Genomic DNA, 26,117 nt, shown 5'->3' with positions numbered 1-26,117 from the left:
TCATGCCTGGCCGTGAGCGTGTTTTAGCGAACGCGTAAACGGCCTGCCTCTCCGCACGGCTTAGGCACTTCAAGCGAACTCAGCGGTCCTCACCAGACGAAACTCGATATCCTCGACCAGATAATTACCGGAGTACCCCGGTAGCGGTCGTTCACAAAACCGCATGGCCAGGCGTTCGCCCTTGGCGTAGTCGCTGTTGGCATAGTGATCGGCAACGCAGACCAGCCAGAGCTCCGGATTGATTTCAAGGTCAAGGTACGCCAGGCAGGCGAGGGAGGAGGCTGGTTGCTGTTCGGCCAGTTGCGGCAATATCTCGAACATCTGGCGCAGGGCCTGCTCAACCGGCTCGGGTTCTGCCAGAAATACCCCGTCGCGGCAGTCTTTCACCGGCACCAGAGGCGGATCCTGGCGCTGCCGGTCGGGCTGCTCGTCTGCGGCGATGCGCGCCAGCGCCTGCTGGGCGATGTCACCGAGCGCACGTTCTTCGGTGGGACTGTCGATCGGCGGGTGCGCCTTCAGCTCGAGCCGTTCGGCGGAGCGGAAAATGCGCGGAATGCTGCGGTATTGCTCCAGCCCGGGCTGGTAGCCCGGGTGACGCTGATAATGTTGCAGCAGCGTGTCGATCAGTTCGTTGTGCTCGCGATAGCGCTGATCGTCCTGCAGCTTGGTGAGGTTCTCCCGCAGCTTGTGCAGGGCATCGTGGAGTTCATCGGCACAGGAACTCACTGCGCGCCCGAAGACCTTCTTCAGCAGATGCGAGAGCAGGCGATCCGAACGTGCCAGCTCGGCCAGCACATCCGGGGTCAGGGTAGCGAACAGGTCATTGAGCTGGGATGCTTCCTTGATTGCGCGCTCGTTTTCGCGGATGCGTTGCGACAGATCGCTGACCATGCTGAACTCGTTGCGCACATAGCCGGCGAAACGCTGGGTGATCTCGCGCAACGTATCGATCAGGTGCGCGACGATCTCCTGAATCTCGGACTCGTACACTTTCTGATCGCGCAGCAAGCCGCGGTCGGCGGTGGCCAGGTAACCGGATATGGCGTGCTTGAGCTGATCGAACAGATCATCCACGGCGCCACTGGATAGGCGGCGACGGTAGTTCTGCGTGGCATGATGGAATAGCTCCGACACCACCCGGTTGACCTGTACGTAGTGATCACGCTCGTCCAGGCGGAAGACCAGCCGGTGCGCCTGCAGTTCGGCGATGGCTTTCTCGCCGTCCTGTTCGTCAACAATAACCCCTTGGTTTTCGATACAGGCGCGGCTGAGCAGGTCGCAGTGCTTGTCGAGTATCCGGATGGTGCGGGCGGCTTCGTCATACCTGGCCATTAGATCAGCTGCTCCTGTTCCTGCGCGGCTGCCTGGTCGTGTTCCCGGTCGGCCAGCTGGATGCCTTCCTGCTGACGAATGAACTCCATCTGATCCTGCAGCATCGACCAGCGCGCAGTGGCCTGGTACACGGAGGGATGGCGCTCGACCAGAAACCCTTCCTTTTCGAGAAAGCGCAGCAGCTGATTCAGGCGCGTCCGTGGATCGACCTTGCCGCGAATCTGAAAGCGCTGGGCGATACTTTCAAGCTCGGCCTGCAGAGCCGAGGAGCTTTCGATAGCACCCAGTAACTCGCTTTCCTTGAGGATGTCACGCGCGCTTAACGGATGCGCCTCCGGCGACAACTGGCGGGTCAGGCGCAGCCACATCAGCAGGGCCTCCCACTTGGTTGCCAGCGCGTAAAACTGATGGTTAAGCCGGTTGCGTACGCCCTTGTCCTCGACATCCAGGTAGACGCAGTAATAGCCGGTCATGTCGCTGGTCAAGGCGACGCCGCGACCGAGTACCGCCAGGTGCTGGTTGACCCGGTCCAGATTGTCTTCCAGCTGCAGATACAGGTAACCCGGCTCGTCGCTGACTTCGCAGAGCAACTCCCCCTGCAGCAGTTTTTCGATAACGTGGCGGAAGGTGGCGTTGCTCATGCCTTGTCTCCTTCAGTGATCCGCGAGGCGCTGCCGGAAAGCAGCTGCGCCAAAGGATTGTTGCCTGACGCCTGGCTGGCGGCAACGAAGTCGCGTACGCCGTGGTCCTTGCTCAACAGCAGGCGGTGTTTATAGCGCCGCAGGAATTCATGGGATGCGGTGGGCTGCGCGCACAGCAGCACGATATTCTTGTGGTCCATCATGCGAAACAGCTTGTCGATATTGCTGGGATGCAGCTCGCCCAGCTCGTCGATCGGCCAGGTGATGGTCACGCTTTCATCCGGACACAGGAAGCGCGACAGGCCACCGAATATCACCACCACGGCAATGCTCGACAGCCCGGTGCTGCTGGAATTGCGCAGGTCGTTATCGTTGCGGATCGGCACGGTACGACCATTCTCGGTGAACTGGATTTCCAGCTCGACCAGCGAGCCGAGATCGCTGGTAGTCATGCGGGCACTGCGGAACATCTTGTCCAGCGAGCTGAGCCCGATGCGCAGCGTTTCCGAGGGCAGATCATGGTGCCGCGTCAGCTCCCATTCATGCCAGTCGCGGGCGAAGGCCTTGAGCTGTGGCCAGAAATCGAACTGGGTGATGCGCGACAGCAGGCGGATACGGATATCCGAGATGGCTTCGAACTCGTGCTCGGTGTTGATCCGCGTTTCCAGCGTGCGCGACACCTGACTCACCCGCAGGTCGATGTCTTTCAGTTCCTCGTAGTAGCGCGCCATGGCGCCGCCGGCGCTCTTCACGTTTTCGATCAGGGCCTTGCGAATCTCGGGCAGGTCATGCTCGACGATCCGGCGCAGGTCGGCCATGGACTCGATGCGAAAGGCCTCCGAGCCCTCGGTGTGCAGGGAGGTTTGCAGGCGGGCGTTATGCAGGTGCTGCCACTTCTGGTAGACCTGTGAATCAGGGTGCTGATTGAGTGCCAGTGCGCAGAGGTTGAAGGCGGCAATCAGCGTGGCTTTGGTGGCGGCGGTAGCCTTGATCAACCGCTGCAATTCGCCGATCACCAGTGCCGCGGCCTGCAGTGACTCGGCATGTTCCGTCGCGCCGGACTGATGGTTGGCGGTATCCTCGGCCGATACCGGGATGCTGTCGCTGAGTTCGCTGGCGCTGCGTGCCAGTTGCTCCCAGCTGTGCATTTGTTCTTCGAGGCGCTTGAGGTCGGCGCCGAGCTGCTTGGCCTGATCCTTCAGCGTGGTGATGCGTGCGCCGTAGCTGGTCTTGCAATCCTTGGCCTGGCGCTCGACTTCGGTCAGCGCGTTCTGCGCCTGGTAAAGCGATTCTTTCAGCGCGTCGACGTTAGCCCAGTGGTGCGTGAGCCAATACCGGTATTCGCGTACTGGCTCCTCCATGGACTGGATCTGCTCGATACGCGCATGCAGCGCTTTTGCCCGCTGCTCGGTTTCGTGGATGGAGGCGACGTCCACTCCGGCACCGCGTAGCCGCTCGTCCCGCGCCTGATCGATGGCGGACAGGTCCTACGCGGCCGCCGCGCGGCGCTGTTCAACGGCCTGATGAATCGCTGTCAGTGCCGTTTTAGCCGAATCCAGTTGTTCATCATGCGAACGCTTGAGTGCCTCGCGTCGCTCGGCGAACTGCGTCTTTAACTGGTTGCGCCGTTGCTGTTCCTGCTCGATCCGGTTTTGCGTCTGCAGCATCAGGTCACGCAGGCATGCGCCAGCTTGCTCTACCCGTGCGGCAATGGCGTCGTTCACTTCGCGGTGGATAAGCTCGGCGCCTTGTTCGGCCTGGGCGTAGCGCTCGCCAGCGTTGGCATAAGCCTGCTTGGCACGGGAGAAGGCTTCCTTCGCCTGGCCGTGGTCCTGCTGCGCGCTTTGCCACGTATCTTCGCAGCGGCCTAGCTCCTGATTGGCCAGCTGCAGTGCCTGCTCGGCGCGGCTGAGTTGCTGTTGCAGCACTGCTTCGCTCTCGGCGGCGGCAGGCAGCGGGATCGCGGCGAGGTCGAGACTGATGCCATAGAATTCGTCTTCGCTGGTTCCGGTCAATGTCGGCGCAAGATCAGTGCGTGTCAGCAGGGCGGGGTTGATGGCTTTGCCAAGGTTCTCGTGCCAGGGTAGGCCGCTGGCGCGCAGATAAGCCAGCAGCGTGCCGTCTGCTGGATACAGCAGCGCCTGAACCTCGTCACGACGGCCTTTGGTTTGCTGCACCTCCCTCCGGGCGCCTTCGTAGAGCTGCTCGGCGCTGCGTGCGGCATTGTCTGTCTGCTCGCGCTGGTTGCGCGCCCGCTCCAGATCCTGCTCTGTCTGTTCGCGCTGTTCCCGCGCCAGGGCAACCGCATCGGTGGCGCTGCGGCGCTGGTCAAGCTCTGCTGGGCTGGGCTCGCGGGCCTGGCGTTCCTGTTCGCGGGCGTCCTCCAGCTGTGCTTCGCATTCAAGGCGCACTTGCTTGATCTGTTCGTCGAGCGATTCCAGTTCCTGCTCGCGGCTCTGCTCCAGCGCCTCTACTGCCTGCTGGTGCTGGCTGCGCAGGGCATCGCGCGCCTCCTGAGCCTGATGCTTGCGGGTTTCCAGTGCGGCCAGATCCTGCTCGAGTTGCTGGTTGATCGCCGCTTTGCGCAGATCGGCCTCATGCGCGATGTTTTCACTTTCAGCCTTGAGCACCTTCAGGCGAGCGCTGGCAGCCTCCAGATCGGAGCGCACCATGGGCAGATTCGCCAGCTCGGCTTCCCAGTGGCGAATGTTGCGTTCGTTTTCCCAGCTGTCGCGCTCCTGTTCGAGGCTCTGCACACGCTCGCGGTAGGTTTTGACCTCCGCCCGCTGCTGGCTGATCTGTTCATCCAGCGCCTCGCGTTTGCTCGCCAGCTCAGTCGATAGCGCGTCGACATCGAGATTGATGCCCGCGACCTGACGCGCGAGCAGGGCGGTCTGATCTGTGCCCAGCGCCTGCAGATTCGACAGCGCACGGCGACAGCCATCCAGTGCCAGCCGGTTCTCCTTGACCGATTCGAAATCGGTGAGCGCCTGCTTGACGGTTGTCTCGTGGGCGCCAAATTCGGTCAGGCTTTTCAGATCACTCCACAGGCCTTCGTTCTTGATGTGGCTGGGCGGTGCACCGAGGTTGACCACGTCACTGAGCAGGGAGTCGACAATCATCTCCTTGAGCCGCGCCATCATCTGGTCTTTCTTGATGGAGACGGTGGTCAGAGCGTCGATGTGCTGCATGCGCGTGCGTATCGAGCCGAGGCCGAACTGGCCGGCGAGGGTGCGCACGTCAATTCGTGAGCGGGCACCCTGAACCCGGCGGCCTCCGCCGGTAGGGTCGTTCTGGATGATCGAGCGGAAGTCGACGATGCGGTTGATCTCGGGGCTGACGCGGATATCCAGGCCTGGCACATGGTGGCGCAGGATGCTGCCGGCATCCTCGCCGCGTGCGAACAGTGTCTCCATGTCAGCATGAAAAACGCTGTCATCGGCCGCCGCCTTGACGAAGCGGTAGGCGAAGCCGGCGTCGCCTTCCTTGCGATACATGACCGCGCAGCAGCGCTCGTCATCGGCCCGTGTGTATTCGAATACCAGCATGGACTGGCGGTTGGGCAGGTAGTAATTGACGAAGCTGTCCTTGCCGGCAACCTTGTCGACCAGCCGGTTCGGCTCGTAGCCATAGAACATCGGAATTAACCGCAGTGCGGAGGTCTTGCCGGCGCCGTTGGTGCCCTGCAGATTGGTATGTCCGTCGCATTCGATGCGCACGCGCAGGCCACGAAAGTACGAATGGTGAAGAATAATGCTTTTAAGCCCGCTCATCGGAACCAGCTCCCTGGGTTGTGTGAATATCCGCGTGAGTCCGGAAAAGCGTCGGCTAGGTGCTGCTTAGCGGGTGGCGGAGAGGCAAGAATGCCGAGGCGGTATGGTAACCGCTCGGGCGTCGATCGGGGCGCTGTTTTATCGGTCAAAAAAACGATGATTGCCGGCGCGTAGCTAGGGCGGTGCCGCGCTTAAATTTACGCCGGATCATGGAAGGTCGAGTTCCATCTCGACCAGCGGCACCGCCGGCGGGCGCAATGGCCGGGATGGAACCCGGCCCGCCATGCCCAGTGCGTTCCGACGAGTTATTTTAGCGCAATGGTATAGCTGAGGATGACACGGGCCTCGTCTACATCACGCTGGTTGCTGACCTTGCTGCGCAGGCTGGCATGGCGCAGCGAAACGCCGACGTTCTTGAATGCGCCGCTCTGTACCTTGTAGTCCAGGCGTAAGTCGCGCTCCCATTCCTGGTCAGCGCCACGCTCGGCTGCGTCTATATCGCTGCCGCGCAGGTAAGCGCCAGACGCCTTCAAGCCCGGTACGCCGACCTGGCCGAAGTCATAGCTGTACTTGGCTACCCAGGTCTTTTCCCCGGCGCGCAGGAATTTGCCGATTTGCGAATCGGTGATCAGATAAGCCGTGGAGCCATCGCCATTGTTGATGAAGGGGAAGTCGCTGTCGCCGCTGAGGTGCTGGTAGCCCAGGCCGAGCGCGTGGCCCTCGACACTGTAGGTAAACAGGGCACTGCGGGCCTGGTTGTCTACACGCCCTGAAGTAGCACCGCCATCGAAGTAGCCGCGCGAGGCGTAACCGCCGACCCGGTCATCGTTGGCCCCCACCGAGCTACTGTTGAAGTAACGTAGGTCAGTCACCAGTTTGCCGATACCGAGCTCAACGGTGTGCTCGGCGCCCAGAAAGTGCTGGCGATAGTAATCCTCCAGCTCGGCGAAGAAATAGCTGCTGGTAAGGTTCTCGGCGAACACGTACTCGGCGCCGGCGAAGCGAAACTGGTTTACCCGCTCAGAACCACCATTGATACGCAGGTGTTCGTAGTCGGTTGACGCGCGCCCGCTGGCCCGGGCGATCTCGCCCAGATGCAGGATAAGGCCGCTGACCTCGTCTGAGGTCAGATGAGCGCCACGAAAGGTCTGCGGTAGCAGCCGACCGTCATTGGGGGTGAGCACCGGCAGGCTGGGTTGGAGCACGCCAAGCTTGAGTTCGGTTTCGGATATCCGCGCCTTGGCGGCAACATCGAGGCGGCTGAAATTGCTGGCAGCCTGATCGTCATCCAGCGGGAACATGATGCCGGGATTGCGCGAAATGCCGGTCTTGCCGCTACGTCCGCCACCGTCCAGTCGCACACCCAGCTGACCCAGCAGGTCGACACCGAAACCGACCACGCCTGGGGTATAACCGGAGCGCGCGTCGAGCAGAAAACCCTGTCCCCATTCTTCTGCTTTGGAATATCCGGGATTGCCGCTGCGCTGGTCCTGGTTGATAAAGAAGTTGCGCAAGGAGAGGTCAATCTTGCTGTCTGCAACAAAGCTATTGGCAATCGACAGCCCAGGCAGGGTGAACAGGCCAGCAGCGACGGCACTGGCGATCAGGGTTCTTTTCATCCGGTAATGCTCCGATAGAAGGGAGGCGCCCAGAGACAAAACGTCAAATATGGCGAGCGCCAGCGCGGCGTAACATATACGAAGCCGAAGAAATGGAAAAGTGCCGGGTAAACGATGTTACGGTGCGCGGGCAGGGGACTGCGTCAGCTAGTCAGGCGCTGCCGGCCGTGCGGGGTTTGACGGTGCAACAGCAGGCCCGGCCACGCAGGAATGCGTGGCCGGTTGCGCTCAGCGCGCCGCTTCGTATAACGGTTGAACGCGTGGAATGGCGTTACGCAGGTTCTCTATCCGGCCGCCGGAGCTGGGGTGCGTGCTGAGAAATTCCGGCGGAGCGCCCTGCGAGGCAGAACCCATTTTCTGCCACAGCGTGACCGCCGCTTCCGGCTTGTAGCCGGCGCGGGCCGCCAGCTCCAGACCAATCAGGTCGGCTTCGGTTTCGTTGGAGCGACTGTTGGGCAACATCAGACCATATTGCACGGCCGCATCGGCAGCCTGTCGACTGACTTCGCCGAGACCGAGCAGGGCGCCGACCAGCTGCGTGCCAGTCTGGCCGATGTAAGCGCGGGAAATGGCTTCGCGGCCATGTTCGCGCAGAGCATGGGCAATCTCGTGGCCCATGATCTGGGCGATTTCGTCATCAGTCAGCTTGAGCTTATCGACGATTCCGGTGAAGAAGATGATCTTGCCGCCCGGCATGCAACTGGCATTGAGCTGGTCATCTTTGATCAGGTTGACTTCCCAGTTCCAGCTGCGAGCGTCCTGACGGAAATGCGAAACCTGGGGGACGAGCTTATTGGAGATGCCGCGCAGCCGCTTGAGCATCGCCGTGTCGGTGTTCAGCACACCTTTGGACTTGGCTTCGGCGAGCAGCTCGCTATAGGCCTTGGCCGCCATCTGGTCGACCTGCTCGGCAGGCAGAGCGCTGATCATGCGCTGTTCACGATTGACGCCAACGGTCCCACCCTGAGTGGTCTGGACGGTTTCACAACCGACCAGCCAGATAAACGGCAGACACAAAAGCAGACGGGTACGCATGGGAAAATTCCTTGGCAAACGGAGCAATAGATTAGAGTTATGACCAGAGTCAGGCAACCGTGAACCTGTCAGCGGATGAGCAAGATTACTCCAAAACCCGACGGGCTACCGTTAATTCGCGGTTGTCGCCAAACGGGGAGAATACCGGATGCCGATCAGACCGGCGCGTCGGCCGTTATGGCATGCCCGCTGGGCGCGCAGCAGTGAGGCCCAAGCGTGTCGGGGTTGCTCATCACCGGGTTCACTGGATACATCATGTCAACTTGTGAATCGGCATTGAGCAGCAGCGGTTGCAGGGCCGACGGGGCGGTCGCCGCTGCCAGCCAGATGGCCTGTTCAGCACGATTGAGCGTCACCGGCATACGGTAGCCCAGGCGTTCCGGCAAGCCCTTGGCCGGTACCGTAATCAGTGCGCAGCTGTCCCAGTAGGTATCCTCATCGAGACTGTAGCGCTCCCAAATACCTGCAATCGCCAGCCCGCCCTGACGCCGTCGCAGATACCAGGGCTGCTTGCGCTGGCCCTGCGAGCGCCAGGCAAAATAACCGTCCACCGGAATCAGACAGCGTCGCTCGACCAGTGGTTGCCGGAACATGGGTTTGTCATGCATGACCTCTGCATTGACGCTGAACGGCGTGCGGCTGAGATCCCGAAGCCAGCCCGGGGTGAGGTTCCATAGCACCCGGGCGCATTCGAGCTGATTCTCGACCTTGCGGAGAATCAGCAGGCGCTGGCCGGGAGAGATATTCCAGGCGGGTTTCCAGTCCTCAGGCATATCGGCCACGGGGGCCGTAAACTGTGCGAGACGGCCGGCCATCAGGCGAGCGGCTCGTGTTCTGGCTGCTGCTCCGGCTCATCCGAATCCGGCATCATAGGTTCTGCCTGCTGCCAGGAGTGGATCAGCTCGCGCGCCAGCTCTGCATCCTCTGCCGGCACCCATAGCCCGAGCAGTCCATGCGCAGGCAACTCACCCATGGCGCCCTGCAGATATTGCCCGCTCAGATGGCAGTGTATGTGTCGCTCGGCGAGGATCTGCCGGAGCAGCTCGCCTTCGCCCATGTCAGCCGGTTGGTAGATGCATAACATGGTCAATCCTGCTCTCTGCGCAGATCGACGTGATAGTCGGTGTTGCCTTCATCCATCCACAAGGTGACATGGATCGGTTGGCAGCAGACCTGACAATCTTCCACATAGGACTGGGCGCCGCCGGACAGGTCCAGCAGCAAACTGATCGTCTCGCCGCAATGCGGACATTGCAGCACTGCTTCGTCTATCGCCTGCATATATGTCCTCCGGTGATGGTCATGATGTGTGACGGTGAGTGTAGTCCGAACGCCGATCGTACGAAACCGCGTCCGCGCCAATTGTTCCAGCCTCCCAGCGCAAGCATAATGCGCGGCTAAACCCGAACTGAAGAGGATGACATGGGCGAGTTTGATGCCATTAAGCCCTTCGAGGACAAAGATGTCCCCGAAGTGCTGGAGCGACTGAGCGAGAACAAGGATCTGCGCCGGATGCTGGCGCAATACCGTTTTGCTCGCGCGTGGCGTTGGGCGCCCGGGCTGGTCGAGCGGCTGGTCGGCTTTGGATTGCGCCGGGAGGCGCGGGGTATAAGCAGCATCGAAGCCTTGCAGCGCCGGCTTGAACCCTATCTTGATCGCCTGATCGAGCGCAGCGCGCTGGGGGTTACCTACAGTGGGCTGGAGAATCTGAGCAAGGATCAACCGCACCTGTTTCTGGCCAATCACCGCGACATCGTGATGGACCCGGCCTTCGTCAATTATGCGCTGTACCACGCCGGCCATCCGACCCCGCGGATTGCCATCGGCGACAACCTGCTGCAGCGGCCTTTTGTCAGTGATCTGATGCGGCTGAACAAGAGTTTTATCGTGCACCGCTCGGTGACCGGACGCCGCGAAAAGCTCGCCGTCTATCAATCGCTCTCGGCCTATATCAATCATTCGATCCAGACCGGCCATTCAATCTGGATTGCCCAGAGTGAAGGGCGGGCCAAGGACGGCAAGGACGAGACCGATTCGGCGATCATCAAGATGCTCTGCATGAGTCGACGCAGCGAACGTTTTGAGGACGTGATCCGCTCGCTCAATATTGTCCCGGTGTCGATTGCCTATGAATGGGATCCCTGCGATCTGATGAAGGCCCGCGAGCTGGCGCAGCGCGAGCGGACCGGCAGCTATCAGAAACAGCCGGGCGAGGACGATCGCTCTATCGCCATGGGGCTTACCGGTTACAAAGGGCGGGTGCATGTCGCCTTCGGCGAACCGATGACCGATGACTATGCGGACGCACGGGCCGTTGCCCGCGAGGCGGACCGCAGTATCTTGCTGTCATACCGGCTTTACCCGAGTAACTACCTGGCATTCGAACACATTCCGGATCTGCCGGGGTTGGCAGTCGGCGACTGGCGCAAGCAGTTCGATGCGCAGCAGCTGGCGGAGGAGCAGGCGCGTTTCGACCAGCGTCTGGCGCAATGCCCTGAGGAATACCGCAGCTGGTGGTTGGCGCAATATGCCAATCCGGTCATCAGTAAGCTGCGCCAGCAAGCGTTTCTGGATAGCCTCTGACAGTGACAGCGCGCCTCTCTGGCGCCCTGTCAGGTCAGAACTGCGTGCTGATCAGCGTCAGCACAGTGGCCAACGACAGGCACACCCCACCGACGGAATAGAACACCCTATTGATGCGCTGGGTTGCGGCGCAGGGAACGTCTCCTGGCATAGCCGGATCGGTGGCCAGCCGCTCTGCAATGCGGGCGCTGCGCAGCTGGGTGGCAACCCATAACCAGCCTCCGGCGAGACCGTAAAACAACGCCAGTCCGTTCAGGACAAAGGCGGGATTCTCCAGATAATACAGCCAGGCAGCCTGTAAAACGGGCATGCACAACCTCCAGATCAGGATCTGTTGCCGGCACCTGTTTTTCTTGTTATTGCTTGGGTACGGCGAGTAATGGATTTCCGGTAGCGAGCGAACGCTCCGATGAAAAGTCGGGGCGAAGCTTAGCGAAAATGCGTGTTGGAAACGACCGTTCCGATTGTTTTCTGACTAGCGGTTCCGGTTCAGTGGCCATCTTTGGAAACAGGCTAATCGCAACAACTGGCGTAGAATAACGTCTAATGGGGCACAGACTTGATGAGAGTGGAGTACACCATGAAGAAACATCTGTTGATGACTTGGCTGTTGGGCGCTCTACTGGTCCTGGGCGGCTGTGCCAAGGGTCTCACCGGCGATACCTATAGCCGGGAACAGGCACGCACACCTCAAACGGTCCGTATGGGCACCGTGGAGTCGGTGCGTTTTGTACAGATTGAAGGTACCAAGTCGGTCATTGGCCCGGGCGCGGGCGCAGCGGTCGGGGGTATTGCCGGTAGCGGTATTGGCGGTGGTCGCGGCAGCATGATTACCAGCGTGATCGGTGCCGTAGCGGGCGGTGTAGCAGGGGCGGCCGCGGAGGAGGGCTTTACCCGCAGGCAGGGTATCGAGATTACCGTTACTGAGGATGACGGCCATACCCGCTCCTACGTTCAGGCGGTATCCGACGATGTGTCCTTTGCCCCCGGCGAGCGGGTGCGCATCATGACGGTGAACGGCGAGTCCCGCGTAACCAAGTAGTCCCTTACGTGTAGCACCGATATGCCGTGACATTTACGGCCTGACGGCTCGGCGATTTGTCCAACCAGGACGGATCGCCGGGCCGTTTTGCTGTGCGCGCCGTGCTGAGAAGTCTCCAAATCGTGTCGATACACCGTCGGCAGCGATGCCGGTTTACGGCTGATGCGCGCGCGTTGGAGCTAAACTCCCGCTTATTCGCCTCGAAATGTATCAAATTGCTTCCCGGCTGACGGCTTCTCTTCTTATTTATTGTCTTCCTCGGTTTGCACCATCGGACCTGCTCTCCAGATCATTGCCCCCCGACTATCCTGTATGAACAATGGGCGCACGGCCATCGCGCAGCAGGTGTGCGCGGGATCAACCAAGGAGGTTGCAATGACAAGACCTAACACGACGAAGGGCGGCTGAGATGCAGCTCAGCCTGCTGGCTATCGCCCTGAACGGTCTTTGTGCGCCTTTGCTGTGGCGGATATTGCCCCGGCAGGCGTTGTGGCTGTTGGCGTTGGTACCCGCAGGCTGCTTCGCCTGGTTTGTGAGCGTCATTCCACTGGTTGCAGGCGGCGAGGTGCTGACCTCCAGCGTGGCCTGGGTGCCGTTGCTGGATGTCACCTTCACTCTGCGGCTTGATGGGCTGGCTTTGCTGTTCGCGCTGCTGATTACCGGTATTGGCGCGCTGATCGTGTTGTATTCGGGGGGCTATCTCAGCGGGCATCCGCATCTCGGCCGTTTTTACGCGTATCTGCTGATCTTCATGCTTGGCATGCTCGGCCTGGTGCTGGCGGACGACATGATGGTCATGTTCGTGTTCTGGGAGCTGACCAGCATCTCGTCTTATTTGCTGATCAGTTTCGAAAACACCAGGCCCGAAGCCCGCCGCGCCGCCTTGCAGGCTTTGTTAATCACTGCCGGTGGCGGGCTGGCGCTGCTGGCCGGTTTTGTGCTGCTGGGTATTGCCGGGCAGAACTGGCAGTTTTCCGGGCTGGATGCGGCCGTGGTGCAGGGCAGCACCTTGTTCCCCTGGATTATGGCGCTGGTGCTGATCGGCTGTTTTACCAAGTCGGCGCAGGTGCCTTTCCATATCTGGCTACCCAATGCGATGAATGCGCCGACGCCGGTGTCGGCCTATCTGCATTCGGCGACGATGGTCAAGGCGGGTATCTACCTGCTGGCGCGGCTGAATCCAACCCTGGGCGGTGGCGTTACCTGGAGTTCGATCCTCATCGGCATCGGGGCGCTGACGGCGCTGGTCGGTGCCGTTCTGGCCATTCGCCAATATGATCTGAAACGCATGCTGGCCTATACCACGGTCACCGTACTCGGCCAGTTGACCATGCTGATCGGTACCAACACCAACTACGGTTTGCAGGCCTTCGTGCTCTATTTGGTGGCCCATTCTCTCTACAAGGGCGCCCTGTTCATGGCCATCGGCGCGGTGGATCATGCCACCGGTACGCGGGACCTGCGCCGGCTCGGAGGGCTGTTCGCGGTCATGCCGTTCACCGGTGTCGCGGTGGGGCTGGCGGCCTTTTCCAACGCGGGACTGCCGCCGTTTTTCGGTTTCATCGCCAAGGAATTCAAGTACTCAGGCCTGATCGAGCTGGGCGCTATTGGCTGGGCCGTGACTATCGTGATGATCCTGACCAATGCGCTGTTGTTCGCGGCCGCGGGGCTGATATTCATTCGCGCCTTCCTCGGCCGTCGTCCGCAATATCCCACCGCACCGCATGAGGTATCGCCCTTCATGTGGCTGGGCGCGCTCCTGCTGGCAATCGGCGGGCTTGGTCTGGGTATATGGAATCACTGGCCTGAAGCCTGGCTGGTCAACACGGCGGTGCTGGCGATCTCTACCGGACCTGTCGACGTGCATCTGTATCTCTGGGGTGGTATTACCCCAGCGGTGATTGCCAGTGTGCTGACCATGGCCCTGGGCGTGCTGTTCTATCTGCAAGCCGATCGCGTGCGCTGGCTGGCCAACCAGCTCGACCGCTTCTGGCGGGTCAGCGGCGACATACTGTGGGACGGTTTTCTGGTACGGGTGTTTCAGTTGGCCGGTGCGGTGGCTGGTAACTTCCAGCACGGTTCCTTGCGGGCGCATGTTGCGCTGCTGGCGACAGTGCTGAGCCTGAGCATGCTGGGCGGGTTGTGGTTGATCCAGGCACCACTGCTACCCGCTGAGCCATTGACCCCGCTGACCCTGCCGGGAATCGTCGGCGCCTTGCTGGCGCTGGGTGGCGCGGCGGGTGCGGCTCTCAAGTCCGGGCGCCTGGCGCTGGTGGCGTCACTGGCAGCCAGTGGTCTGGGGCTCGCGCTGTTCTATCTATCGGTGAGTGCGCCCGACGTGGCGCTCACCCAGCTGATGGTCGAGACCCTGACGGTGGTCTTCCTCGCCGTGGTTCTACGGCGGATGCCGGGGCTGCCCTCGGTAGCCTCGGGATCAGGGCGCAACCGACGCTGGCAGGCGATCGCAGCCTGTACCGTCGGCGTGGCCGTCACGCTGATGATCATGGCGACAGTCAGTCAGCCGCTCCCCGGTAACATCGCCGACTGGCTGATCGATAACAGCCTGCCGGGCGGGCATGGCATGAACGTGGTGAATGTCATCCTGGTGGATTTCCGGGCCCTGGATACGCTTGGCGAAACCCTGGTGGTCGCTCTTGCCGCCCTGGCGACCTCTACCTTGCTCGGCGCTGGGCAAGCTGCGGACGTTCGCCCGAAGGGGCTGCCGGAATTCGGCTCAGTGCTGTTGCGCCAGGGTATGCGCCCATTGGCGGGCATCATGCTGGCCGTTTCGCTGATGATTCTCTGGCGGGGACATAATTATCCCGGTGGCGGTTTCATCGGCGGGCTGGTCGCGGCGACCGGTTTTGCGCTGCTGATACTGACCTTCGGCCGCGGCATCCAGCGCGGACTCGGGCGCGTTCCGCCGACCCTCATCATCGCCCTGGGTGTGGCCTGCGCGGGTGGTGCCGGGCTGGGCGCGATCCTGCTGGGCGAGCCCTATATGACCAGTCAGTGGGTGGCACCCTTCGGCGTTAAGCTCGGCACGCCGCTGCTGTTCGACCTGGGCGTGTTCCTCACCGTGTTCGGTTCGGTGGCCCATATGCTGCGCAATCTTGTCGGGAGGGCCAGCTGATGGAATGGGTTGCGGCGGTGACCGCCGGGTCAATGGCGGGTTTAGGAATCTGGATGATGCTGGATCAGCATCTGATACGGGTGGTGCTGGGCATCACCGTGTTCAGCAACGCGGTAAATCTGGGCGTGCTCGCCGCGGGCCGCCATGTCGGCGAAGCACCGGCTTTTATCGCCCCTGGTGTGGACGCCGCCGCCTTGGTCAACCCGTTACCCCAGGCGTTGGTGCTCACCGCCATCGTCATCGGGTTTGCGCTGTTTGTCTTTGCCTTGTCGATACTCAAGCGAACCTACGAACTGCACGGCAAGAATGATACCGATCAGGTCACCGCGGTGGTCGAACAGCCGGCGCCGGACGGGCAGGAGAACGGGGTGGAGCAGGGCGGCACGCTCGACGTCGATGAGCGAGATCCGTCGGCCGGAGAGCGCGAATGAATCTGCTGCTGATACTGCCGATCCTGCTGCCGCTGACGACGCTGATGTTGTGCCTGCTGGCGCGGCGCCGGCTGGCATGGGTCACATTGATCAGTCTTGTCGGCAGTACGCTTCTGCTGATCACCGGGCTCTGGCTGGTCTGGTTCGCAGCCCAGGGCAATGTGCTTAGCGGGCAGATGGGCAGTTGGCAGGCGCCCTATGGTATCAGTCTGGTGATTGATCGGTTGTCGGCGGCCATGGTGGCGATCAGCGGCGTGATTGGCCTCGGTACGCTGGTCTACATGCACCGCCAGCCGATGGCGTCGGAGTTTCTGCGCGATGCGCATCTGTTTGTTCACGGTCTTCTCACGGGCATTTGCGGTGCGTTCATCACCGCCGATATCTTCAACCTGTACGTCTGGTTCGAAGTCCTGCTGATGGGCTCCTTCGCGCTTATCTCGCTGGGTGGCGGGCAGCGCCGACTGGCCGGGGCAATGACCTATCTTGTGCTGAATCTGCTGGCTACGCTGCTGTTTCTGCTGGCCGCCGGGCTGGTGTACGGCGCCAGTGGCACGCTGAACATGGGCGAGCTGGCGCTGATCTTCCGCAGCGGCGAGGCGACCACCAGCGCGACCCTGGGCGTGACCCTGATGCTGTTGGCGTTCTCCATCAAGGGCGCGCTGTTTCCTGTGTTCGGCTGGTTGCCCGCGTCTTACCATGTGGCCTGGGTGCCGGTCTCTGCGCTGTTCGCCGGCTTGCTGACCAAGGTCGGCGTCTATGCACTGATCCGGCTGGTGACCTTGCTCTGGCCAACCCCAGGCCTGGCCCACGACATTTTATTGTGGGTCGCCTGCGCGACCATGCTGGTGGGTGTGCTGGGCGCGGCGGCGCAGACCGAGATCAGACGCATCCTGTCGTTCCACATCGTCAGTCAGGTCGGCTACATGGTGCTTGGGCTCGCCCTGGCCACACCGCTGGCACTGGCCGGCGCGGTGTTCTATCTGATCCACCACATCATCGTTAAAGCCAATCTCTTTTTTATAGGCGGGCTGGCATCGCGGCTTACCGGGTCCGAACGGTTGGCGGGCATGGGCGGGCTCTACGCTGCCAGGCCATTGCTTGCGGTGCTGTTCGCCATACCGGCGCTGTCATTGGCGGGCATCCCGCCGTTGTCCGGTTTCTGGGCCAAACTGATACTGATCCGCGCCAGTCTCGAAGCAGGTTTTGGATGGGCTGCCTTCATCGCGCTGTTGACCGGCGCCATAACGGTGCTATCGATGAGCAAGATATGGAACGAAGCGTTTCTCAAGCCGCACCCGAACGGGGACCAGGCTGTACAGGCGGATAACGGCCCCCGCAGCGCCTGGCTGGTGGCGGCAGTGCTGGCGCTAATGACGGTGCTGTTGGGTTTCGGCGCCGGGCCGGCGATGGAATATGCCTGGCAGGCTTCGCTGCAGTTGACCGAGGCGAGCGCGTATCTACAACTGCCAGCCAAGGAGGGTGCACCCTGATGCTGCTGACGCATGTACTGAGCGCCGCATTGCTGGCCTGGGCAACCCTCGGGCTGACACCGACTCGCTGGCTGTTGGCGATGCTGGTGATGTACGCCCTGTTCAGGGTACTGGGTCTGGGGGTGCCGGCGATGCGGGTATATGCCATGCGGGTCGAGGCGGGCGTTCGGTTCATACCCTGGTATGCCTACAAGATCGTTGCCGCCTCGCTTGACGTGGCAGCAGCGGTGCTGAACTGGCGTCGGACCGTCTCGCCAGCGGTGGTCCGCGTGTCACTGCAGACCGAGGACAAGCGACTGATCACCCTGATCAGCTGCCTGCTGACATTGACGCCCGGCACACTGACGTTGGATTACCTCAACCAGGTGCTGTACGTGCATGTACTGGATTCGGGCAATGCCGATTCGGTGCAGCAGGCGGTTGACGAGATTGAACAGCGTCTGGCTGGCTGGATCCACCCCTTGGGAGAGAGGCTATGAGTGCAGATCTGATTGGTGCCAGTTGGGTGCTGCCACTGGCCGGCGGCATGCTGGTCCTCAGCGCGATCATACTGGTGCTGCGGCTGTTACTGGGTCCGAGCCGGCCAGACCGCGCCGTAGCAGTGGATGCCATGACCATGGTCGGTGTTGCCGGCATTGCGGTGCTTGCGTTGTTTCGTCGTCAGGTTGAGTTGCTGGATGTGGCGGTTGTGCTGGCCATTGTCAGCTTTCTGAGTAGCGTCGCCTTTGCGCTGCTGTTCCACGGTGATGAGGGCCCCTCCAATCGCCAGATTCAGGACCGCCGGAGTGAGCGCCCATGAGCTATTTGCTGTCCGTGGCGGCCTCGGTGTTGATACTGCTCGGGGCACTGCTGAGTCTGGTCGGCGCGCTCGGCGTCTGGCGGCTGCCGGATGCCTATGCCCGTATGCATTCGGCCAGCAAAGCCGGCGCGCTGGGGGCGGTTCTGGTATTGCTAGGGGTGCTTTGTGCGACCTCCGGCATGGCATGGCTGGAATCGCTGCTGGCGATCTGCGTACTCCTGATTACCGCACCCCTGGCGGCACATGCCATTGCCCGCGCCGGGCATATGGCTGATATTCGTCCTCAGACCGGGCCGGTGGGTGATGCGCTTGAAGAAGACCGCCAGCGACAGGATGCTCCAGAGTCATGATGTGCAGCGTCTCGCTTCAGTTTGTGCGCGAGGGATCCAACAAAGAGCTGCTGTGCTTGTCCTAATGCGAGTCAAACCATGACAGCCAAACGCTGTCTGTGGATAATGATGCGCCTTCCGGTTCTTCATCCGGAACGGCGAGTCCGCCATACGAAGAAGCCTGAACGGCCATAAACGGAGTGTGTCCCGCATGACCCTGGCGCTTATTGTATTGCTACCTTTTCTTGGCTGCGTTCTGCCCCTGTTGACTGGCGAGCGCGGCCGTTCGCTGTGCGCTACGGCGACCATGCTTGCGCCGATCATTGGCCTGGTTTTGCTGTGGCGTCATGTGCCGGAGGTATTTGCCGGCGAGACGGTCGTTCAGAGCTGGCCGTGGCTGACGCGACTTGGACTGAATCTCAGTTTCCGCCTCGACGGGCTGGGCTTCATGTTCGCCTTGCTGATCATGGGCATTGGCCTGCTGGTCATTCTGTATGCGCGCTATTACCTGTCCAAGAACGACCCGATGGGGCGCTTCTTCGCGTATCTGTTGCTGTTCATGGGCTCAATGCTCGGTGTGGTGCTCTCGGAAAACCTGCTGTTGATGATGTTTTTCTGGGAGCTGACCAGTCTGTCTTCTTTCCTGCTGATCGGTTACTGGTCACATTCAAGCGATGCGCGCAAGGGCGCGCGCATGGCGCTGGCAGTGACCGGTGGCGGTGGCCTGGCGCTGCTCGGTGGCGTGTTGCTGCTGGGACAGATTGTCGGCAGTTACGAGCTGAGTGACGTGCTGGTTGCCGGTGATGTCATCCGTGCACATGCCTTGTATCCAGTGGTGCTGGTGCTGGTGTTGCTGGGCGTCTTTACCAAGTCGGCGCAGTTTCCGTTCCATTTCTGGTTGCCGCATGCGATGGCGGCACCCACACCGGTATCGGCCTATCTGCACTCGGCGACCATGGTCAAGGCGGGCGTCTTCCTGCTGGCGCGGTTATATCCGGCACTTTCCGATACCGACCTGTGGTTCTTCCTGGTCAGCATTACCGGCATGATCACGCTGCTGCTTGGTGCCTGGACCGCGCTGTTTCAACACGATCTCAAGGGCTTGCTGGCCTATTCGACCATCAGTCACCTGGGCTTGATTACGCTGTTGTTCGGCCTCGATACCCGGCTGGCGGCAGTGGCGGCGGTGTTTCACATCATCAACCACGCCACCTTCAAGGCGTCGCTGTTCATGGCCGCCGGCATCATCGACCATGAGACCGGCACCCGCGACATGCGCCGAATCAACGGTCTCTGGCGCTACATGCCGCACACCGCGACCCTGGCCATGGTGGCGGCGGCGGCGATGGCCGGTGTACCGCTGCTTAACGGTTTCCTGAGCAAGGAAATGTTCTTTACCGAGACCCTGCAGCAACACCAGTTCGGCAACTTCAGCTGGATCATTCCGCTGGTCGCTACGCTGTATGGCGTGTTCTCGGTGGCCTATTCGTTGCGCTTCATCCACGACGTGTTCTTCAACGGCAAGCCGGTGAACCTGCCGAAATACCCGCCCCATGAGCCGCCGCGTTATATGAAGGTGCCGGTGGAAATCCTCGTCGCACTCTGTCTGCTGGTCGGGCTTCTGCCTGCCTTCACCGTCTCAGCCCTGTTGGCTGTGGCGGCCAGCGCGACGCTTGGTGGCGATCTGCCGGAGTACAGTCTGTCCATCTGGCACGGCTTCAACCTGCCTTTGATCATGAGCATCGTGGCGATGGTGGTCGGTATCATCCTCTATCTCACGCGCAGACATCTGTTTGGCTGGTACGATCGGATGCCGGATCTGGATGCCAAACTCATTTTCGAGAATACGATCCAGAAGCTGGCAGGGCGTGCCGGACAGTTCACGCTGTTGCTGGAAAATGCGTCATTGCAACGCTACATGACCTGGATGTTGTGCGCGGCGCTGATCGTTACCGGTTTCTGGCTGGTACGCCTGCCGGTCTGGCAGGGCGAGGTGGCCATGGCGCCGATTGATGGCGTGACGCTGGTAGGCGCGTTGATTCTGATGGTGGCGGCCGGTGCGACGGCCATCATGCATCGACGCAGGCTGGTCGCGCTCATCATGTTGAGCGTGGTTGGGTTGATGGTCGCATTGGGCTTTGCGCGCTTCTCGGCACCGGATCTGGCGCTGACCCAGCTTTCGGTCGAGGTGGTGACCATCATCCTGTTCATGCTGGCGCTGTTTTTTCTGCCGCGTTACACGCCGCGCACCTCCTCCAACACGCGAAGCATCCGCGATATGGTTCTGGCGGGGCTGGCCGGGCTGCTGGTGGGTGGCCTGACCTTCGCCGTGCTGACTCGTCCCTATGACACTATCGCCAGTTTCTTCCTGGAGAACAGCTACAGCGGCGGCGGCGGCACCAACGTGGTCAACGTGATTCTGGTCGATTTCCGCGGCTTCGATACCATGGGCGAGGTGACCGTGCTGGCGATCGCGGCAGTGGCGATCTATGCGCTGGTGGACGGCTTGCGCCTGCGCATTCCGGATACCGACATGTTCGGTCGCGGCTGGGCTAGATCCACCCGGCCACTCATGCTGGTCAACCTGACCCGGGTGATCCTGCCGCTGGCGCTGCTGGTTTCGGTGTATATCTTCTTCCGTGGCCACAACCTGCCAGGTGGCGGTTTTATCGCGGGCTTGATTACGGCAGTGGCGCTGATTCTGCAGTACGTCGGCAGCGGCGAGCAGTGGACGACGCAGCGCTGGGGTGTGAATTATCACCATCTGGCCGGTACTGGTGTGCTCATTGCCGGTTTCACTGGCCTGGGCAGTTTTGCCTTTGGCTACCCGTTCCTGACCAGCTCATTCGGTTACTTCCACTTTCCGCTGGTCGGGGAAGTCGAACTGGCGACGGCGATGCTCTTCGACCTCGGCGTGTATCTCACCGTCGTGGGCGCTACGCTGCTGATCCTCGCCAATATCGGTAAATTGTCCGGAAGCCGCATTGCAAGGGAGACGCTGTAATGGAATTGCTGTACGCCCTGACCCTGGGCATTCTCACCATGTCCGGCGTGTATCTTCTGCTGCGTGCGCGTACCTTTCAGGTCGTCGTCGGCCTCACGCTGATCAGTTATGCGGTCAACCTCTTCCTGCTGGCCATGGGGCGTCTGCATACAGGTATGCCGGCGGTCCTTGGCAAGGCGGAGGAATACGCTGACCCCTTGCCGCAGGCACTGGTGCTGACCGCCATCGTCATCGGCTTCGCTATGACCGCTTTCTCGCTAGTGCTGGCATTGCGGGCGCAGGGCGAGTTGGACACGGACCATGTTGACGGCAAGGGAGACAATTGATGAATCAATTGCCAATCCTGCCGATCCTCCTGCCCATGTTCATGGGCGCGCTGTTGTTACTTATATCGCGAAGCAGCATGCCGTTGAAACGCGGCCTGTCGTTCCTCGCCGTGGTGGTGCAGATCCCGCTGGCCATTGCACTGATGGGGCAGGCGAGTGAAGGTATCGAGGTGTATGCCGCCGGCAACTGGGTGCCGCCATTCGGTATCGTACTGGTGGTCGATCGGCTGGCAGCGTTTCTGTTGCTGGTCACCGCTGTGCTGGCGTCCTGCTCGGTGCTGTATGCGATGCGCGGCGACGACAACCTGGGCCGCAACTTTCACTCCCTGTTCCAGTTTCAGCTGATGGGTATCAACGGCGCCTTCCTGACGGGCGATATGTTTAACCTGTTCGTGTTCTTCGAGATCTTGCTGATTGCCTCCTATGCTTTGCTGCTGCACGGCGCAGGCTCCTCACGAGTACGCGCCGGGCTGCATTATGTATTGCTCAATCTGTTTGGATCGGCGCTGTTTTTGCTCGCCGTCGGCACCCTGTATGGTCTGACGGGCACGCTGAACATGGCGGATATGGCGCAACGTATTGCCGAATTGCCGGAAGTGGATGCGCCCTTGATTGGCGCGGCGGCCATGTTGCTGCTGATCGTATTCGGGCTGAAGGCGGCCATGTTTCCGTTGTATTTCTGGTTGCCGCGCGCCTATTCAGCGGCGTCGGCGCCGGTTGCAGCACTGTTCGCCATCATGACCAAGGTCGGTATCTACTCAGTTATCCGGGTCTACTCGCTGATGTTCGGCGAAGGTGAGGGCCCGCTGGCCTGGCTGGTCAATGACTGGCTCTGGCCCGTCGGATTGCTCACCATCGTACTGGCGACCATCGGTGCCTTGGCCGCGAGCACCCTGAACGGCCTGGTCGCCTATCTGGTCGTGCTCTCGGTAGGTATCCTGATGGCCGGCATTTCGCTCGGCACGGCTGACGCCCTGACCGCCAGCCTTTATTATCTGGCACATTCCACCTGGATCAGCGGCGGATTATTCCTGCTGGCTGGCCTGCTCGCGCGAACCCGTGGGCCCAGATTTGGCGCACGCATTGTGCCGGGGCCGCAACTGCCCAAGCTGATGTTGTTCGGCGGGGTATTTTTCCTTTCGGCTATTTCGATCGTCGGCCTGCCGCCGCTGTCAGGCTTCATCGGCAAGCTGATGCTGCTGAGCTCGGCCGGCACAGGTGCCAAGGCCGGCTGGCTTTACACTGCGGTACTTGGCAGCGGACTGGTGGTGCTGGTGGCGATGAGTCGCGCGGGCAGCACGCTGTTCTGGCGACAGGATGCGGCCGCTGTGCCGGGCGAGCCCGTGGACGCGCTGCGCATGACCGCGGTGATCCTGCTGCTGCTGTGCAGCCCGATGATGGTGATCTTCGCTGAGCCCACACTGGACTATCTGAACGCCGCCTCGGCGGAAATCTTCAACCCCTCCGGTTACATTGAACGGGTCATGTCCACTCAGGCGACTAATCCGGGAGGTCAGCCATGATGAGGCCGAGAGCGTTCCTGCCGCACCCCTGGCTCAGCCTGTTTTTGCTGATCGTGTGGCAGTTGATCATGAACGACCTGGGCGCCGGTACGCTGATCATGGGCGCGGTGACGGCGTGGTTGATTCCATTGATGACCAACCCTTTCTGGCCCAACCCACCGACACTGCACAAACCACTTGTGCTGTTTCGGTTCACCTGCACGGTCTTGCTGGACATCGTTACCGCCAATATCGAGGTCGCCAAGCTGATTCTCGGCCCTAGTCGAGTTCTGCGGCCAGCGTTCGTCGAGTATCCGCTGGAGCTGACCAATGATTTCGCCATCAGCGTCTTGGCGAGCACCGTGTCTCTCACGCCCGGCACCGTGTCGTCGGACATCAGCGACGACCGCAAGACGCTGCTGATTCACGGTCTGGATGTAGCGGATGCTCAAGAGCTCATCGATAACATTAAGCAGCGCTACGAAAATCCGCTGAAGGAGGTATTCGAATGCTCCACTACGTGATCCTTGTCTGTCTCGGCATCATGTCGCTGGCGACCATTCTGAATATGGTCAGACTGGTGATCGGGCCCGATATGCCGGACCGGGTGTTGGCGCTCGATACCCTGTACATCAATGCCATCGCGCTGATCATCCTGTTCGGCCTGTATCTGGATTCGGACCTGTTCTTCGAAGCGGCGCTGTTGATCGCCGTGATGGGGTTTGTCGGAACCGTAGCCGTTTCCCGATATCTGCTGCGCGGCGACATCATTGAATAAGGAGTCATCATGAACGACACCACCTGGATCGAGTGGCTGGTCGCGGCGCTGATTCTCATTGGCAGTGTATTCGCGCTGATTGGCTCGATTGGCCTGTTGAAACTGCCGGATTTCTTCATGCGTCTGCACGGCCCGACCAAGGCCACCACACTGGGCGTCGGCGCGCTGGTGATTGGCTCGCTGATCCATTTCAGCACCAAGGGCGACGGCCTGAGCATGCATGAGCTGCTCATCACCATTTTCCTTTTCATCACCGCCCCCACCAGCGCCAACCTGATGGCCCAGGCAGCCATGCACCTTCAATTGAAACGCGTGAAGCAAACCAAAGGCGAGCCGTGGCAGCAATAAGGGGTGGCAGCTAGTTGCGCAATAGCTTGTGGATAACTCTGTGGGCAACATGTGAGTGAGGCGGTCCAGGGCAATGACAGACGAGTGCGCCACTTTCTGCGCACCCTGAGCAGAAAACTGCCCATCGCATTGTGACCCGCTTCGCGGCGTGGTTTGCAGGGATTTGAGGGTATGTTGTAAGATGCTGATTTTAAAAGAATAATTAGATATGGCACAGCTCTTGATATGTCTAAGATTCCCGGATCACTAACGATCCACGAACTTGGGCAAGGAGAGCTTTCATGCCAACACCAGCGTATCTGACTATCGAAGGCACCAAACAGGGTCTTATCACCGCCGGCACCTTCACTGAAGATTCTGTGGGCAACATTTTTCAGGAAGGTCATGAGGACCAGATTCTGGTTCAGGCTTTCGACCACCAGGTCATCATTCCACGTGACCCGCAATCCGGACAGCCGACTGGTCAGCGCGTCCACAAGCCGCTGATGATCACCAAGGTATTCGACAAGTCATCGCCATTGCTTTTCAACTCCCTGACCTCCGGCGAGCGTCTGAACACATGCCGTCTGGAGTGGTACCGCACCTCGGCCACCGGCACCCAGGAGCATTACTTCACCATCGAGCTGCAGGACGCAATCATCGTTGATGTGCAGTCGCGCATGCCGAACTGCCAGGACCCGAGCCTGTCGCATTTCACGCACCTAGAAGACGTGTACTTCACCTACCGCAAGATCATCTGGACGCATGAAGTCTCCGGCACCTCCGGTTCTGACGACTGGCGCACGCCGATCTCGGCGTAATTTTGCGAGAATCATCCGTCGACTGGCTCTGCGCCGGTCGATGGATTTTCAGCAGTCGACACCCCCAAGTTGGAAGGGCCGTGTTGCACATTGATGAGGACATCGGATGTTCGCCCCGGCCAACCAGCCCCATTTCAGCCTGGCCATTCAAGGCCTGTCGCACGACTTCAAGGTCCTTGAGTTCACCGGCCACGAAGCCCTGTGCCGACCCTATCGCTTCGAGCTGGATCTGGTCAGTGAAACCTCTGATCTGGATATCGAAAGCTTTCTGCACAAGCCTGCCTTTCTGGTCTTTGCCGCCGACGGCACTGGCGTGCATGGTCTGATCCACAGTATCGCCCAGGGCGAAGCCGGCAAGCGTCTGACGCGTTATCGCATTACCCTCGTGCCGCAACTGGCGTACCTCGCACACCGCACCAATCAGCGCATCTTCCAGCATCAATCGGTGCTGCAGATCATCGCGCAGCTACTCGAAGAGCACGGCATCCAAGGCAACACCTACCGTTTTCAGCTAGGCAGTCAGTACCCTGAGCGGGACTACTGCACCCAGTACGACGAGACCGATCTGCATTTCCTGCAGCGCTTGTGTGAAGAAGAAGGCATCCATTACCACTTCGAACACACCAATGAGAGCCACACCATCGTTTTTGGCGATGATCAGACATCCTTTCCCAAGCTGGCACCGACCCGTTTCGAACAGGGCAACGGCATGGTGGCGGATGAGCTAGTCATCAAGCGCTTCGCCCTGCGCCTGGAAACCCGGCCCAGCCGTGTCACCCGCCGCGATTACGATTTCGAAAAGCCGCGCCTGCAACTGGAAAGCGCGGCCCGGGTCTCAGCTTTACCCGATCTTGAAGACTACGATTATCCCGGCCGTTTTACTGATCGCGACCGGGGCAAGCATCTGGCCCAGCGCAGCCTGGACCGTCACCGCAGCGACTATCGCTTGGTCGAAGGCTCAAGCGACCAACCTCTGCTAGTTTCCGGCCATTTCCTTCCCCTCGCCAACCATAGCCGTGACAGCTGGAACGACCTCTGGCTGCTCAGCGAGATTCATCACGAAGGCAAGCAACCTCAAGTCTTGGAAGAGTCTGTCACCAGTGACGTCACCGCTGCCGATGGGTTCACCCAGGGCTACCGCAACCGTTTCAC

General features: G+C 60.7%; 24 protein-coding genes and 1 pseudogene. 16 read left to right on the top strand and 9 right to left on the bottom strand.

Translation table 11 applies throughout. From position 1 onward, the window contains the following. Nucleotides 1-69: 69 nt before the first annotated feature. From FHK95_RS02185 to FHK95_RS02145, 8 genes and pseudogenes are all read right to left on the bottom strand, one after another. Complete coding sequence (locus FHK95_RS02185) at nucleotides 70-1,332, bottom strand: hypothetical protein (RefSeq protein ID WP_150302974.1); 1,263 nt, start codon at nucleotides 1,330-1,332, stop codon at nucleotides 70-72. Continuing rightward, nucleotides 1,332-1,973 carry a condensin complex protein MksE gene (locus FHK95_RS02180; protein WP_150302973.1) on the bottom strand — a complete coding sequence of 214 codons (642 nt, stop codon included), beginning with the start codon at nucleotides 1,971-1,973 and terminating at the stop codon, nucleotides 1,332-1,334. Before FHK95_RS02180 ends, FHK95_RS02185 begins: the two co-directional genes overlap by 1 nt. Next, nucleotides 1,970-5,746, bottom strand: a pseudogene (locus tag FHK95_RS20175) (ATP-binding protein). Before FHK95_RS20175 ends, FHK95_RS02180 begins: the two are co-directional and overlap by 4 nt. Before the next feature lie 305 nt (nucleotides 5,747-6,051). Beyond that, entirely contained in the window at nucleotides 6,052-7,365 is a 1,314-nt protein-coding gene (locus tag FHK95_RS02165; RefSeq protein ID WP_150302970.1) for an OprD family porin, read from the bottom strand. A 228-nt stretch (nucleotides 7,366-7,593) separates the two neighbouring features. Then, on the bottom strand, nucleotides 7,594-8,400 hold the full coding sequence (locus tag FHK95_RS02160; protein WP_150302969.1) for a M48 family metallopeptidase: 807 nt from the start codon (nucleotides 8,398-8,400) through the stop codon (nucleotides 7,594-7,596). Nucleotides 8,401-8,555: 155 nt separating this feature from the next. Next, a complete protein-coding gene (locus FHK95_RS02155; protein ID WP_150302968.1) occupies nucleotides 8,556-9,215 on the bottom strand; it encodes an SOS response-associated peptidase in 660 nt (219 codons plus the stop codon). Continuing rightward, nucleotides 9,215-9,484 carry a putative signal transducing protein gene (locus FHK95_RS02150; RefSeq protein WP_150302967.1) on the bottom strand — a complete coding sequence of 90 codons (270 nt, stop codon included), beginning with the start codon at nucleotides 9,482-9,484 and terminating at the stop codon, nucleotides 9,215-9,217. The genes FHK95_RS02155 and FHK95_RS02150 overlap by 1 nt, the downstream gene beginning before the upstream one ends. A gap of 2 nt (nucleotides 9,485-9,486) precedes the next feature. Next, complete coding sequence (locus tag FHK95_RS02145) at nucleotides 9,487-9,681, bottom strand: CPXCG motif-containing cysteine-rich protein (protein WP_150302966.1); 195 nt, start codon at nucleotides 9,679-9,681, stop codon at nucleotides 9,487-9,489. Nucleotides 9,682-9,822: 141 nt separating this feature from the next. Between FHK95_RS02145 and FHK95_RS02140 the strand changes: the two genes are divergently transcribed. Further along, nucleotides 9,823-10,983 carry a 1-acyl-sn-glycerol-3-phosphate acyltransferase gene (locus FHK95_RS02140; RefSeq protein WP_150302965.1) on the top strand — a complete coding sequence of 387 codons (1,161 nt, stop codon included), beginning with the start codon at nucleotides 9,823-9,825 and terminating at the stop codon, nucleotides 10,981-10,983. 34 nt (nucleotides 10,984-11,017) lie between these two features. Here the strand turns inward: FHK95_RS02140 and FHK95_RS02135 are convergent, their stop codons facing one another. Further along, a complete protein-coding gene (locus FHK95_RS02135; protein WP_150302964.1) occupies nucleotides 11,018-11,293 on the bottom strand; it encodes a hypothetical protein in 276 nt (91 codons plus the stop codon). Between the two features lie 270 nt (nucleotides 11,294-11,563). Here FHK95_RS02135 and FHK95_RS02130 point away from each other — a divergent pair, with 270 nt between their 5' ends. From FHK95_RS02130 to tssI, 15 genes are all read left to right on the top strand, one after another. Continuing rightward, nucleotides 11,564-12,025, top strand: a complete 462-nt coding sequence (locus FHK95_RS02130) for an outer membrane lipoprotein (protein ID WP_150302963.1) — start codon at nucleotides 11,564-11,566, stop codon at nucleotides 12,023-12,025. Between the two features lie 409 nt (nucleotides 12,026-12,434). Then, nucleotides 12,435-15,158 carry a hydrogen gas-evolving membrane-bound hydrogenase subunit E gene (mbhE, locus tag FHK95_RS02125; RefSeq protein ID WP_150302962.1) on the top strand — a complete coding sequence of 908 codons (2,724 nt, stop codon included), beginning with the start codon at nucleotides 12,435-12,437 and terminating at the stop codon, nucleotides 15,156-15,158. After that, complete coding sequence (locus tag FHK95_RS02120; RefSeq protein WP_150302961.1) at nucleotides 15,158-15,589, top strand: sodium:proton antiporter; 432 nt, start codon at nucleotides 15,158-15,160, stop codon at nucleotides 15,587-15,589. The genes mbhE and FHK95_RS02120 overlap by 1 nt, the downstream gene beginning before the upstream one ends. Continuing rightward, nucleotides 15,586-17,079, top strand: a complete 1,494-nt coding sequence (locus FHK95_RS02115; protein ID WP_150302960.1) for a proton-conducting transporter transmembrane domain-containing protein — start codon at nucleotides 15,586-15,588, stop codon at nucleotides 17,077-17,079. Before FHK95_RS02120 ends, FHK95_RS02115 begins: the two co-directional genes overlap by 4 nt. Then, a complete protein-coding gene (locus FHK95_RS02110) occupies nucleotides 17,079-17,558 on the top strand; it encodes a Na+/H+ antiporter subunit E (protein ID WP_150302959.1) in 480 nt (159 codons plus the stop codon). The genes FHK95_RS02115 and FHK95_RS02110 overlap by 1 nt, the downstream gene beginning before the upstream one ends. Beyond that, entirely contained in the window at nucleotides 17,555-17,878 is a 324-nt protein-coding gene (locus tag FHK95_RS02105) for a monovalent cation/H+ antiporter complex subunit F (protein ID WP_150302958.1), read from the top strand. The genes FHK95_RS02110 and FHK95_RS02105 overlap by 4 nt, the downstream gene beginning before the upstream one ends. Then, complete coding sequence (gene mnhG, locus FHK95_RS02100) at nucleotides 17,875-18,228, top strand: monovalent cation/H(+) antiporter subunit G (RefSeq protein ID WP_150302957.1); 354 nt, start codon at nucleotides 17,875-17,877, stop codon at nucleotides 18,226-18,228. The genes FHK95_RS02105 and mnhG overlap by 4 nt, the downstream gene beginning before the upstream one ends. Nucleotides 18,229-18,418: 190 nt before the next feature. Further along, nucleotides 18,419-21,211, top strand: a complete 2,793-nt coding sequence (locus FHK95_RS02095; protein WP_150302956.1) for a monovalent cation/H+ antiporter subunit A — start codon at nucleotides 18,419-18,421, stop codon at nucleotides 21,209-21,211. Next, a complete protein-coding gene (locus FHK95_RS02090; protein WP_150302955.1) occupies nucleotides 21,211-21,537 on the top strand; it encodes a Na+/H+ antiporter subunit C in 327 nt (108 codons plus the stop codon). Before FHK95_RS02095 ends, FHK95_RS02090 begins: the two co-directional genes overlap by 1 nt. After that, nucleotides 21,537-23,060 carry a monovalent cation/H+ antiporter subunit D gene (locus FHK95_RS02085; protein ID WP_150302954.1) on the top strand — a complete coding sequence of 508 codons (1,524 nt, stop codon included), beginning with the start codon at nucleotides 21,537-21,539 and terminating at the stop codon, nucleotides 23,058-23,060. The genes FHK95_RS02090 and FHK95_RS02085 overlap by 1 nt, the downstream gene beginning before the upstream one ends. Beyond that, a complete protein-coding gene (locus tag FHK95_RS02080) occupies nucleotides 23,060-23,563 on the top strand; it encodes a Na+/H+ antiporter subunit E (protein WP_150303282.1) in 504 nt (167 codons plus the stop codon). The genes FHK95_RS02085 and FHK95_RS02080 overlap by 1 nt, the downstream gene beginning before the upstream one ends. Next, nucleotides 23,548-23,817, top strand: coding sequence for a K+/H+ antiporter subunit F (locus FHK95_RS02075; RefSeq protein WP_150302953.1), 270 nt, complete (start codon nucleotides 23,548-23,550; stop codon nucleotides 23,815-23,817). The genes FHK95_RS02080 and FHK95_RS02075 overlap by 16 nt, the downstream gene beginning before the upstream one ends. A gap of 9 nt (nucleotides 23,818-23,826) precedes the next feature. Beyond that, nucleotides 23,827-24,165: a Na+/H+ antiporter subunit G gene (locus tag FHK95_RS02070; RefSeq protein WP_150302952.1), complete on the top strand. Its 339-nt coding sequence runs from the start codon at nucleotides 23,827-23,829 to the stop codon at nucleotides 24,163-24,165. Nucleotides 24,166-24,446: 281 nt separating this feature from the next. Then, the gene (locus FHK95_RS02065; protein ID WP_150299733.1) at nucleotides 24,447-24,965 is read left to right on the top strand and encodes an Hcp family type VI secretion system effector; all 519 of its coding nucleotides are present in this window, start codon (nucleotides 24,447-24,449) and stop codon (nucleotides 24,963-24,965) included. A gap of 106 nt (nucleotides 24,966-25,071) precedes the next feature. After that, nucleotides 25,072-26,117: type VI secretion system tip protein TssI/VgrG (tssI, locus tag FHK95_RS02060; protein ID WP_150302951.1), on the top strand; the 1,046-nt coding region annotated here is incomplete at its 3' end.

This window comes from Pseudomonas saliphila, assembly GCF_008638345.1.
GTDB classification, from domain to species: Bacteria; Pseudomonadota; Gammaproteobacteria; order Pseudomonadales; family Pseudomonadaceae; genus Halopseudomonas; species Halopseudomonas saliphila.
This window is presented reverse-complemented; position numbering and strand designations above follow the sequence as displayed.